Source organism: Streptomyces anatolicus, assembly GCF_019400875.1.
Taxonomy (GTDB): Bacteria; Actinomycetota; Actinomycetes; order Streptomycetales; family Streptomycetaceae; genus Streptomyces; species Streptomyces anatolicus.
The window spans coordinates 1-11,933 of record NZ_WMBF01000188.1; the positions used below are offsets into that span (position 1 = coordinate 1).

Below are 11,933 nucleotides of genomic sequence, written 5' to 3' on the forward strand. Positions count from 1 at the left end.
GTGCGGGAGGGGGCGGTGCGGCGGGTGGCCCACTACGAAGAGGTCCCGTCCGCCGGTGGGCTCCACCCCCGCGAGGCGGTGGCGCCCGGAGGCGGGCAGCAGGAACCGCAACAGCGGCTCTGCGAGGCGGGTGATACGGCGCAACACGTCATCAACTCCCGAGAGTACGTTCCGCTGTGTAGCGATCCACTCACAGAGTGAGACGGCTCGGACTACTGTCACTAGGGGGTAGCGCGTGACAAAGCGTCTGTCACACGGGAGCTGACGATGAGTAACATCTATGGGGAATGGCTGAGGGCCCAACGGGAAGCGGCAGGGCTCACACAGCAGGAGCTGGCCGACATGGCACTCATGACGCGTTCGCACATCGCGCACATCGAGGCGGGGCGCCGGATTCCTTCCAAGGAAGACGCGCGGAGGCTCGACAGGGCGCTGGGCACGGGGAATGTACTGAGCAGTTTCCTGCCGGACGACGACACAGCGGTGGCCGAGTACTTCGAGACGGCGCTGCACCTCGAACAACAGGCGACGGTGATCCGGGAGTTCGCCCTGTCGTTCATCCCCGGCATCCTCCAGACGGAGAGGTACGCGCGTGCGGTTCTGGGCACGTCGTTCCCTCCTGTGAGTGAACAGGAATGTGACAGGCTCGTTGTCACACGCCTGGACCGCGCGAAGATCCTGGAGGATCCGGTGCGGCCCGTAGTGTGGGCGTTGCTTGATGAGGCGGTGCTGCGTCGGGTCGTCGGTGGCCCTGAGGTGATGGCGGAGCAGCTCCGGCACGTCATCCGCCTGGTGGAGGCCCAGCGCATCCGAGCGTACGTATTGCCCTGCGGGCTCGGTGCACATCCGTTGATGCAGAGCATGCTCACGCTGATGAAGTTCGAGGACCAGCCGCCGGTGGCCTACTCCGAAGGCATCCACGTAGGCAAGGTTCACGACTCCCCCGCCGTGGTCGACAGGCTCGAAGGGGCCTACGCTCTCGCGCTAGGCGACGCAATGCCCCTCAAGGAGTCACTGGCCCTGATGAGGGCGACAGCAAAGGACTACGACAACCGTGACTGAACGCATCATTCCGGACGCTTCCATACTGAGCGGCTGGCGTAAGTCGACGTACAGCGGCAACGAAGGCGGCAGCTGCGTTGAAGTGCTGGACGGCCACCCATCGGGCGTCCCGGTCCGCGACTCCAAGGCGCCGCACGGCCCCGCACTGGTCTTCCCGACGGCGGGCTGGTCCTCGTTCATCACGGCGATCAAGTCCGGCCACCTCACCGCCTGACGCCCCCGCGCCGGTGAGTGTGACAGCTTCCGCGTCACACTCTCCCAACCGCCCCTCCCAGGGACCAACCTCGGCCTTCAGGGCCCCATCACCTTGACTCGCCCGGAGAGCAAGTCATCCACGAGCCCCTGCTTGAGCTTGCGGAGTTTGTCCAACTCCTGCGACTCACGTGCAATCTGCGCATCACACGCTTCGAGCGTAGCGATAATCTCCCTCTGCTCATCTAGCGATTCCGGCAGATCGATCTCCATGTTCCGCAGCCGGGAGGGATTTACATTCACCTGCTGCACAGCAACGGTAGAGATAGCCCGAACCCGTTGCCTGATCACAGGATGCATCAACCATTCGACGAGATATTCGGGGAGCACCCGTCGCACATCCGGGTTCAGACGCACCAGATACGACGCAAAGGTCGCTCCTGGTAGCTCGTCACGCCACAGTGCCGCCTTGCCGATGTGATCGATACTGTTGGTCCGATTGAACAGGACGTCGCCCTGGCGGAGGTACAGCCTTTCGGGGACCGCCACCGGACAGTACCGAAGTTCCCCCACCTGGACCCGGCCACCCTGGATGTTGTTCATGCGCAACACAGGAACACCGCCGGCGTCCCTATCGAGCGCCTCGGAGATCCCGTACTCGGCCGCAGGAACGACATCCTTGAGCGGCAGACGAACCCAACCCGGCGGAGGCTCTGTGCGGGCAACGGCTTCCAACGACGCGAGCAACGCCCCCTGCCGCACGCTGCGCAGCTTGGCGATCAACGCCTCAATGCCACGCTCCGCGTCGGCATAACCTCTGACAACGTCAACGATCCGCCTCTGCTCGCCGAGGGGAGGCACCAGGAGCGGGTGCTCCAAATAGTCGTTGAGCTTAAGGTTCACCAAACCAGTAGTCTGCTGCTGGTAGCGCCAGATAGCAGGAGAACGGTACAGACTGACAAGCACATGCCTCAGATAGCCAGCGTCAACCAACTTTTGGTTCGGGCGAAGCACACGGAAGAAATTGGAGCAAGCGTAGTTTTGCCCGTCGCACCCACCATCATGGAGAGCCACTCTTCCAACTGGGGTTCCGGGCCCTCCTCCCGACGCCTCCAGCAAAAGGTCCCCAGCAATGAGCCGCTTCCGTTCAATCTCTCTTGCCCCAAGGATACGGAAAGCCGCATTGCTGTAACTCACTCGCCCCTCTGAATCGATATTCGTAGCTCTCAGGACACGAATATTGGCCACTCTGGTGTCGGATGGAGAGTCGCCCCAGGCGCCCGCAAAAACATCCCCCAGGACCTCTCGGAGTCGGAGGGGCTTCCAGGCGTCACTCCGCATAGCCGAGCTCCATCAAGTAAGCATCCAGTTTCCGGACCGCCCGTTCTCGTCCGTCCCGAATCTCCCGCAAAGAGACCCCGTACTTCCCCTCCCACACCTCATAAGACGCCGCCAACTCCCGCTGCCACCGCACCACATGACCCTCCAGCTTCGCCGCCAGGTCATCCCGCAGCAGGTTCAGCACCACCCGGCGTCGCCCTTCCTCCCCCAGCTCGTCCCGCGCCCGGAACAAGCGGGGCGGCTCCTCGCCCAGCTTCGGCGGGTCGCTCGGGTACGGCTGGTACCAGAATTCCGCCTCAAGCCGCTTGATCGTCGCGTTGACCTTCGTACGGGCCTTCTTCACGACGGCGATCTCAGCCAGCAGCTTCTCCAACTCCTCGACGGAGAGCGCAACTTCATCGACGTCCACCGCGTCATCAGCGTCCGGGGCGGCCTCACCCCCGCCTTCGTCACCGTCCCCCTCGGACGAGGCACCCGGCACCCGCCCCTCCAACTCCTTCAGCCGCGCATCCAGCTCCGCCTTCTTCGCGTCCGCCTTCGCCAGCTCCTCCAAGAAGTCGGGCGCGATCGCCGCGACCACCTTGTGGTCGTACGCCTGGCGCCGCTCGGACGCCGTCCGCTTCCGCAGCTTCTTGGTCCTGGGGTCCTGTTCCGGCGCGAGCATGGTCTCCACGTTCTCGACCCAACCGTCGATCACGCCCTTGAAACCGTTCTCGGACAGCGCCAGCAAGTCGTACTTGGCCTCGTACCACCAACCGGCAACGGCACCCGCCAGCGCGTAGCGGTCAAGGAGGCCGACCTCCCTCAGCCGCTCCACGAACGACTCCATCAGCGACGCCCGCACCCGCATCAGCGCGGCCTTCCGCTCCGAAGCCGTCGACGAGGCCAGCGACTCCTTGGTCGCCGCCACCGCCTCCAGCTCCCGAGCCTCCGCAGCCCACCACGCGGCGAACGCCTCCCGCAGCGCCTCCTCCCGGGGCCGGGCCAGCTCGCCCATGTCCGGCTGCTCGCCCTCCCCCCGGAAGTCCACATACGCCGGGTCCGTCGGCTCCCGCTCCACGAACAGGTCCCCGACCCCGATCCCGTACGCGTCGAGCAGCGACTTCTTCGCCTCGATCTCCGCGCGCGGCACCCCACCCACAAGGTGGGCCCGCACATCCTGCGGCTCCGGCGGCGGCGTGTTGTCCACGTAGCGACGGATGTTGAGGTTGTCGTCGTTGGCGGCCAGCTCCTCGCGGCTCACGACCCGTGAGAAGCCCGGGACCTCCGCCCACGAGCGGAACGTGGACACGATCTTCTCGGCATGCTCGGGCAGCAGGACGTTCTGCGCACGCTCCGCATGGAATTCCCGGTCCGCGTTGATGAACAGAACACCCTTGTTCGTCCGCTTCCCCGGCGGGCGCAGCACCAGGATGCAGGCCGGGATGCCCGTTCCGTAGAAGAGGTTCGGAGCCAGACCGATGACGGCCTCAACCGCGTCGTCCTCCAACAGCCGCGTACGAATGGCCTGCTCACCGCCGCCCCGGAACAGCACCCCGTGCGGCATGACCGTGATGACCATGCCACCACGCCCCTCCCGCTTCGTCTCCCACAGCATGTGCTGGAGGAACATCAGGTCGGCCTTGCCGCGCTCGCTCGTCGCCCCGTACTTGGTGCGCTCGGTCCGGTGCGCCAGCCCTTCGAGGACATAGTCCATGGAGAACGGCGGGTTGCTGAGTACTCCGTCGAAGCGGTCCGCGTCCGACTTCGGCACGTGCGTGGGGTGCGCGAGGGTGTCGCCGGTCGTGAGGTCGAAGCGGCGTACGCCGTGCAGGACCATGTTCATCGTCGACATGATCCAGGAGCCACTGTTCGCGTCCTGGCCGGCGAAGAACATGTCCGAGGTGTCGCCGCCGTGCTCCTCCACGTACTCCTTGGCGTGGATCAACATGCCTCCCGAGCCGACACACGGGTCGTAGATCCGCATGCCCTGCTTCGGAGCGAGGAGCTCGACCATCATGCGGACCACGGCACGCGGGGTGTAGAACTCACCGCCCTTGCGGCCCGCCGAGTCAGCGAACTCCTTGATCAGGTACTCGTACGCGGCGCCGATCAGGTCGGGGAACTCGAAGTCGTCCGTGCGCAGCCTGATACGCCCGAAGTGTGCGATGAGCAGCCTGAGCCGCTGGTCGGCGAGCTTGGCCGCGCCCGAGGCGACCCCGGAGCCGCCGATGCGGTTGAAGTCGAGGTGGTCGAAGAGGCCCTTGAGCTTGTCGTTCTGCCCTTCGAGAGCCTGGAGGGCCGGGCGCAGGGCGCTCTCGTTGATGTTGGAGGCAGCGGCGGAGATCTCCTGCCAGCGGGCTTTGGCCGGCACGAAGAGCACATCGCGCTGGCGGTACTCCGAGGGCCGCTCCAGGTACGTGTCCAGGTCCTCGCCTTCGAGGCGGAGCTCCTTCGCCGCGTACTGCTTGATCTCCTCCCGCGCCGCCTCGAACTCGTCATTGGCCCGCTTCAGGAAGAGCAGACCGAAGATGTAGTCCTTGTACTCGGAGGCGTCCATCGTGCCCCGGAGAATGTCCGCAGCAGCGAAGAGATGCCGCTCCAGCTGGGCGAGCGTGAGCTTGGCCACGTACCGACTCCCTACGACCTTAGATGACCGGCCAACACTATGGCCCGCCCCGGTCCGCACTGAAATCCGTCAGTACGAGGAGATCCCGAGAGCCTCTTCCACGAAGACGTGCATGTCCGTGTATGGGTCCCTGTCGATCTTGGCCACGTGAGGGCCGTGCTGAGCGTTCATCTGCTCGGCGTTGTCCTTCGCCTTTTGGAAGCGTTTCAGGACCTGGTGCGGGAGGACCACCTTGGGGTTCTCCGCGTCACGGGAGCCCGGCGCGAACGGCAGCCGCTTGGCGGCTTCGCCGCACACCCCGGAGAACATGCCACTCACCGGACGGTAGTGGGCAAGGCGCCACACCTCGAAGCACGGGTGAGAGAACGCGACCTCGACACCGGCCTCCTTGGCCTGCTTCATGGCTTCTGCGAGATACGGGTACTTGTCGTGGTCGAAGACGCACCACACCTGCGGCATCATCGCCGACTTCAGCTTCGCCCGCTTGGCCTCGCGGGTCACCTCTCGCTTGAGCCGGGCAGCCTTCTCCACCAGATCGAGCGGCTTGCGGTGGCTCTTACGGTTCCGCTCTTGGATGTGCAGGACGACCTGGAGTCCCGGATCCTTGCGGACGCAGTTCTTCTCGTCCGCGATGATGTCGAAATAGGAGGGCTCGGTCTCCTTGCCCTCAGTGAAGACGTAAACCTCGCGCCTGCGCCGCCCGGCCCCTTTGGACCGCTTCAGCGAGTCCTTGCCCCGGTCCCCCCGCGCCATCAGTCCTGTCCCACCTGGTCGGCCATCTCCTCGTACGCACCGAACTCACGCGCGGCGTAGGCCCGCCGAGCGATCTGCCCCTCCAGCAGTGAGGGCACTCCGCCGAATACGCCGGACAGGTAGGACCGCGTCAGATCCTCTTCCTCGCCGGGCTCGGCATCTGTCAGGGGGTAGAGGGTTGTCGCCCCCTCCCGGTCCTTCTCCGTCAGCCATACCTGGCCGGGGTCGAGAAGCCGCTCCCCGATCGGAGTGGTGAGGACCGTCGCGTCGTGCGACGTGAAAATGAGCTGAGCACCGTTCGGGTTCGCCTGTGGGTCGTGGAAGAGCCGAATGACCTCTGCAGCGAATCGCGAGTGCAGGCTCGCGTCGAGCTCGTCCACGAGCAGGACCGCCCCCTCGTCCAGGGCAAGGAGCATCGGCCCCAGCAGGGCGAACCAGGAGCGCGTGCCGAACGATTCGGTCTGCCAGTCGAAGGGAACGTCCCCTGCGGCCGAGCGATGCGTCAGCTTCACCCGCTGCCGTCCGGGACCTTCCTCGACGATCTCCGCACCGGTGATGCCGAGGTCGGCCACCCGGAGCAGTTCCCGGATGCGCAGTGCTCTCTGCCCCGAGAGCTCCCGAGTCGTGAACTTCTCGCGCTGGGGCCGGTCGTCCTCCGGGTTGATCATCCACAGGTTGCGCCGGAACCAGTGGAACAGAGGAGAGAGTTGCGGGTGGTTGTCCGTGCCTGCCGTGGACAGCAGAAGAGCGTTCGAGCGCGTGCGGCGCATGAGTTGTGCCCTGTCACGCACACGCCCGCCTGGCCACTTGTAGACATCCGCCCGCGAGGCGTCGCGGTCGAGCCACTCCTGCCGGCGACCTCGCGGGTAGCTGTGCAGCCACTCCGACTCGACACGCGTGGGTCCAAGCTCGAAGCCGTACGTCCAGCGGACCGAGTCGATGACGATGTCGACTTCGAAGAAAGAAGGTTCGTCCTCGCTTTTGGGGCTCAGAGCGAAGACCTTGCGCTTGATGCCTTCGTACGCGGCCCAATGGGCGTAGGAGTTGAGGACCGCATCGCGCATGTCACCCATGGCGGCCAGCACATTCGATTTGCCTGACGCGTTCGCGCCGAAGATTCCGATGAGGGGGTACACCGCCAGGGAGTCGCCTCCGGCCAGCTCCATCGGGTTGGCTGACCCGTCCTGTTCCTCCTCTGGCGCGATGAAGGACAGTTCCTGCTCGTCACGCAGAGACCGTACGTTCGCGGCACGGAACCTCAGCAGCACACCGTCCTCCTCTCCGAGTTCTCCGAGCTCAGCGTAGTCGGCGGCTCCGACCTCAGCCCGGCCGGGAACGCTCGCGACCTCGGGAAAGATACCCCTCCACCACGGGCCACGGGCAGCCGAACGAGTGATCAGTTCTGGTCGAGGTGTGTCGCAGCGAACATTTTGAGGACCGCCGGAAGCACCACCACGGACGGCCCCGGCTCGGCCAGCGCCTTCGTGAGGTCGTCCCGGAGCGTCTCCGGGGTCGTGCGCACGCCCGGCACCCCGAACGACTCCGCGAGGGCCACGAAGTCCGGGCGGGACAGTTCCGTGGCCGTCGCCTCGCCGAAGGCGTCGGACATGTATTCGCGCAGGATGCCGTAGCCACCGTCGTCGACGATCAGCCAGGTCACCGGCAGGTCGTACTGCCGGGCCGTCGCCAGCTCGGCGATCGAGTACATCGCGCCGCCGTCCCCGGAGACGGCGAGCACCGGCTGGGACGGGTCGGCGACCGCCGCGCCGAGCGCGGCCGGGAAGCCGTAGCCGAGGCCGCCCGCGCCCTGCGCCGAGTGCATCGTGTTGGGCCGCCGCGCGTCGAACGCCGACCACGCCCAGTACGCGAGGATCGTCATGTCCCAGAAGGACGGCGCCGCGTCCGGCAGCGCCTCGCGCACGGAGGCGAGGATCCGCTGCTCCAGCGTGAGGTCCTGGGACGCGATCCGCTCGTGGACCTTGGCCAGGAGGGCCGCCACCCGCTCGGGGGCCGAGGGGTCATCGCGGGGCGCGTCGATCGTCTCCAGGAGCGCGGACAGCGCGAGCCGCGCGTCCGCGTGGATGCCGAGCCCGGGGTGGTTGGACTCCAGCTTCCCCGCGTCCGCCTCGATCTGGATGACCCGGCCGCGCGGCCGGAACGTGTGGTAGTTCGAGGACAGCTCGCCGAGCCCCGAGCCGACCACGAGGAGGACGTCCGCGTCCTCCAGGAAGTCGGTGGTGTGGCGGTCCTCCAGCCACGACTGGAGGGAGAGCGGGTGCTCCCAGGGGAAGGCGCCCTTGCCGCCGAAGGTCGTCACCACGGGGGCGTTCACCAGCTCCGCCAGGGCGAGGAGCTTGCCGGACGCGTCCGCACGGACGACACCGCCGCCCGCGATGATCGCGGGCCGCTCCGCCCGGGAGAGCAGGTCGGCGGCGACGGCCGTCAGCTCGGGGCGCGGGACGACCTCGTCCGGTGTCGCGTCCATCGCCGTGACGACCGGCAGCATCGTCTCCGCGAGAAGCACGTCCTGCGGGATCTCCACCCAGACCGGGCCGTGCGGCGCGGTCAGCGCGGACTGCCAGGCCGCGGCGATCGCCGACGGGATCTGGGAGGCCGTGCGGACCGTGTGGACCGACTTCACGATGTCGCGGAAGGACGCCTGCTGGTCGCGCAGCTCGTGCAGATAGCCGTGGCGCCCGCCCCCGAGCCCCGCCACCGGCACCTGGCTGCCGATCGCGAGGACCGGCGACGAGCCCGCCGCCGCCTCCTGGAGCGCGGCGAGCGAGGTGAGCGCGCCGGGCCCGGTGGAGAGCAGCAGCGGGGCCACCTCGCCGGTGATGCGGCCGTACGCGTCCGCCGCGAACCCGGTGTTGTTCTCGACGCGCAGACCCACGTACGACAGCGAGGAGCGGCCCAGGGCGTCGAATATGCCGAGCGCGTGCTGGCCCGGCAGACCGAAGACGGTGGTCGCGCCGAGGCCGGACAGGGTCTCGACGACGAGGTCGCCGCCGTTGCGCCCGGGGGGCGGGTTCAGGGCGGCCTCCGTCTGGCGCGGGGTGGGGCGCAGCACCAGGTCGTGGTCGTGGGTCATGCGGCGTCTACTCCTTCTCGCCCGGGCTACGGCCCGGCGGGCGTTCCGGCAGGCCTTTTGGCGGGCATTCCGGCAGGCATCCCCGTAGGCGTTCCGGCGAGTGTCGGGCCGGGCACGCGCCCGGCCGTGGTCACTTCGCGCTCTGCTCGTCGCCGGAGGCGCGGCCCGCGGCGATCTGCCTGCTCATGATCGTCGTCAGCTCGTACGCCGTGTGGGACGCGGCGACCGCGGTGATCTCCGCGTGGTCGTAGGCCGGGGCGACCTCGACGACGTCCGCCGAGACGAGGTTGCAGGAGGACAGGCCCCGCAGGATCTCGAGCAGCTCGCGGGAGGTCATGCCGCCCGCCTCGGGGGTGCCGGTGCCGGGCGCGTGGGCCGGGTCGAGGCAGTCGATGTCGATGGAGATGTACAGCGGGCGGTCGCCGATGCGCTGGCGCAGCTGGTCGGCGACCTCGTCGGCGCCCCGGCGGTAGATGTCCGCCGAGGTGACGATGCCGAAGCCCATCTTCTCGTCGTCGGTGAGGTCCTTCTTGCCGTACAGCGGGCCGCGCGTGCCGACGTGGGAGAGCGCCTCGGTGTCGAGGATGCCCTCCTCGACTGCCCGGCGGAACGGCGTGCCGTGGGTGTACTCCGCGCCGAAGTACGTGTCCCAGGTGTCCAGGTGCGCGTCGAAGTGGAGCAGCGCGACCGGGCCGTGCTTCTTGGCGACCGAGCGCAGCAGCGGCAGCGCGATGGTGTGGTCGCCGCCGAGGGTCATCATGCGGGCGCCCGAGCCGAGCAGGTCGTCGGCGGCGGCCTCGATGGTCTCCACGGCCTCGTTGATGTTGAACGGGTTCGCGGCGATGTCACCGGCGTCCGCGACCTGCGCGAGCGCGAACGGCGAGGCGTCCTGCGCGGGGTTGTAGGGGCGCAGGAGGCGGGAGGCCTCACGGATCGCGTTGCCGCCGAAGCGGGCGCCGGGACGGTAGGAGACGCCGGAGTCGAAGGGCACACCGACCACCGCGATGTCCGTCTTGCCGCCGACCTCGTCGAGGCGGGGCAGTCGCGCGTACGTCGCCGGGCCCGCGTACCGGGGGATGCGGGAGGAGTCGACGGGGCCGCGGGGGGTCGTCGGGTTCTCGGCGCTGCTCATGGTCGGTTTCCTTCTGCTGGTGCGAGTACTGCGATTCAAGTGTCGCGCGCCCCACTGACAACGGGCCGCGCGGGGATCTAGACGGCTGCTGGAGCCTGAGGTTCCGTGGCGTCACGCCCGGCGAGGCGTTCGCGCCAGGCGGCGAGGACCGCCGCGTCGGTGGGCCTGGTGGCCAGGGAGACGGCGACGTACACGGCGAGGGAGGTCAGGAGGCCGTAGTAGACCGGCTGGTTGGCGAGGATGCCGTATCCCCACATGAGCCCGATGACGGAGAGCCCGCCGCCGGCGACGGCGGCGAGCGCGCCCTGCGCGGTGCCCCGGCGCCACAGCAGCCCGCCGAGGATCGGCACGAGCAGCCCGGCGACGAGCAGGTTGTAGGCGACGGTCAGCGCCTCGACGACGTCGTTGAGCGCGATGGCGATGAGGATCACGCCGACGCCCATGACGAGGATGAAGACGCGGTTGCCCTTCACCTCGTCGTGCGGCCCGTCGTGCGCCTCGTCGCCCCCGCCGGTCCGCACGGCCCCGCGAAGGCGCGACCAGATGTCGTTGTTGGCGACGGTCGCGCAGGCGATGAGCGCTCCGGAGGACGTCGACATGACGGCGGCGAGCGCGGCGGCGAGGACGAGACCCCGTACGCCCATGGGCAGTTCGTCCTTGACGATGGTCGCGAAGGCGGCGTCGGCGCTCGGCAGCTTCGGGTACATGACCTTGGCGGCCGTGCCGATGACGGCGCCCGCGATCGCGTAGAGCAAGCAGTAAGTACCGGCGACGGTGCCGCCGTAGCGGGCGACCTTGTCGCTGCGCGCGGTGAAGACGCGCTGCCAGATGTCCTGCCCGATGAGCATGCCGAACGTATAGATCAGCACGTACGTGAAGATCGTCTCGCCGCCTATGCCCAGCGGGTCGAAGTACTCGGTGGGCAGCTTCGCCCTCATCTCGCCGAAGCCGCCCGCCTTGACGACCGCGATCGGCAGCAGGAGCAGCAGCACGCCGACGGTCTTCACCACGAACTGCACCATGTCGGTGAGCGTGATGGACCACATGCCGCCGAGCGTCGAGTAGGCGACGACGATCGAACCGCCGAGGACGATCGCCACCGTGCGGTTCATGTCGAACAGGACGTCGAAGATGGTGGCGTACGCGATGGTCGAGGTGACCGCGAGCATCAGCGTGTACGCCCACATGACCACTCCGGAGATGACGCCCGCGCGCCCTCCGTAGCGCAGGTCGAGCATCTCGGAGACGGTGTAGACCTTCAGGCGCGCGATGCGGGCCGAGAAGAAGACGCTCAGCGCGAGCAGCCCGAGGCCGATGGTGAAGACCATCCAGGCGCCGGAGAGGCCGTACTGGTAGCCGAGGCCGACGCCGCCGATGGTGGAGGCCCCGCCGAGGACGATCGCGGCCATGGTGCCGGAGTACATCCACGGCCCGAGGCGGCGCCCGGCGACCAGGAACTCGGCTTTGGACTTGGCGCGGCGCATGCCCCACCAGCCCATGGCCAGCATCCCGGCGAGATAGACGACGATCACTGTGTAGTCGACGGCCATATGGGGGGCCTCCTTCGGTCACCTCGGTGGCGTGTCGTGCAGAGGGGGAGTGATGACCGGCCGCGGGGACATCCGCCCGTACCCGCGACCTGCGGTCGGCACGACCTTAGGTGGCCGGAAAGCAACGCTGAAGTGTACGTTTCTTCCACTCCGACCGACCGATAGGGATGGAACGTCCACCATGGCCGATCCCCACGGCCCCCT

General features: G+C 67.8%; 9 protein-coding genes. 2 read left to right on the forward strand and 7 right to left on the reverse strand.

The genetic code is table 11. From position 1 onward, the window contains the following. Positions 1-267 precede the first annotated feature (267 nt). Positions 268-1,062 carry a helix-turn-helix domain-containing protein gene (locus GKQ77_RS18025; protein ID WP_219689818.1) on the forward strand — a complete coding sequence of 265 codons (795 nt, stop codon included), beginning with the start codon at positions 268-270 and terminating at the stop codon, positions 1,060-1,062. Beyond that, entirely contained in the window at positions 1,055-1,276 is a 222-nt protein-coding gene (locus GKQ77_RS18030; RefSeq protein ID WP_219689819.1) for a DUF397 domain-containing protein, read from the forward strand. Before GKQ77_RS18025 ends, GKQ77_RS18030 begins: the two co-directional genes overlap by 8 nt. Before the next feature lie 77 nt (positions 1,277-1,353). Here GKQ77_RS18030 and GKQ77_RS18035 read toward each other — a convergent pair whose 3' ends face one another. From GKQ77_RS18035 to GKQ77_RS18065, 7 genes are all read right to left on the reverse strand, one after another. Then, positions 1,354-2,268, reverse strand: coding sequence for a restriction endonuclease subunit S (locus GKQ77_RS18035; protein WP_219689820.1), 915 nt, complete (start codon positions 2,266-2,268; stop codon positions 1,354-1,356). A gap of 316 nt (positions 2,269-2,584) precedes the next feature. After that, positions 2,585-5,203, reverse strand: a complete 2,619-nt coding sequence (locus tag GKQ77_RS18040) for a type I restriction-modification system subunit M (protein ID WP_219689821.1) — start codon at positions 5,201-5,203, stop codon at positions 2,585-2,587. Positions 5,204-5,272: 69 nt separating this feature from the next. After that, positions 5,273-5,956 carry an RloB family protein gene (locus tag GKQ77_RS18045; RefSeq protein WP_219689822.1) on the reverse strand — a complete coding sequence of 228 codons (684 nt, stop codon included), beginning with the start codon at positions 5,954-5,956 and terminating at the stop codon, positions 5,273-5,275. Beyond that, positions 5,956-7,224: an AAA family ATPase gene (locus GKQ77_RS18050; RefSeq protein ID WP_219689823.1), complete on the reverse strand. Its 1,269-nt coding sequence runs from the start codon at positions 7,222-7,224 to the stop codon at positions 5,956-5,958. Before GKQ77_RS18050 ends, GKQ77_RS18045 begins: the two co-directional genes overlap by 1 nt. 128 nt (positions 7,225-7,352) lie before the next feature. Then, entirely contained in the window at positions 7,353-9,047 is a 1,695-nt protein-coding gene (locus GKQ77_RS18055; RefSeq protein WP_219689824.1) for a thiamine pyrophosphate-binding protein, read from the reverse strand. Positions 9,048-9,177: 130 nt separating this feature from the next. Further along, entirely contained in the window at positions 9,178-10,179 is a 1,002-nt protein-coding gene (gene speB, locus GKQ77_RS18060) for an agmatinase (RefSeq protein WP_219689825.1), read from the reverse strand. Positions 10,180-10,256: 77 nt separating this feature from the next. After that, positions 10,257-11,729: a sodium:solute symporter family protein gene (locus tag GKQ77_RS18065; protein ID WP_219689828.1), complete on the reverse strand. Its 1,473-nt coding sequence runs from the start codon at positions 11,727-11,729 to the stop codon at positions 10,257-10,259. Between the last annotated feature and the right edge of the window lie 204 nt (positions 11,730-11,933).

Excerpts from the sequence above, each read along its gene's own strand:
- GKQ77_RS18055 (WP_219689824.1), bottom strand. The coding sequence starts at position 9,047 with ATGACCCACGACCACGACCTGGTGCTGCGCCCCACCCCGCGCCAGACG.
- GKQ77_RS18065 (WP_219689828.1), bottom strand. The coding sequence starts at position 11,729 with ATGGCCGTCGACTACACAGTGATCGTCGTCTATCTCGCCGGGATGCTG.
- GKQ77_RS18025 (WP_219689818.1), top strand. The coding sequence starts at position 268 with ATGAGTAACATCTATGGGGAATGGCTGAGGGCCCAACGGGAAGCGGCA.
- speB (WP_219689825.1), bottom strand. The coding sequence starts at position 10,179 with ATGAGCAGCGCCGAGAACCCGACGACCCCCCGCGGCCCCGTCGACTCC.
- GKQ77_RS18045 (WP_219689822.1), bottom strand. The coding sequence starts at position 5,956 with ATGGCGCGGGGGGACCGGGGCAAGGACTCGCTGAAGCGGTCCAAAGGG.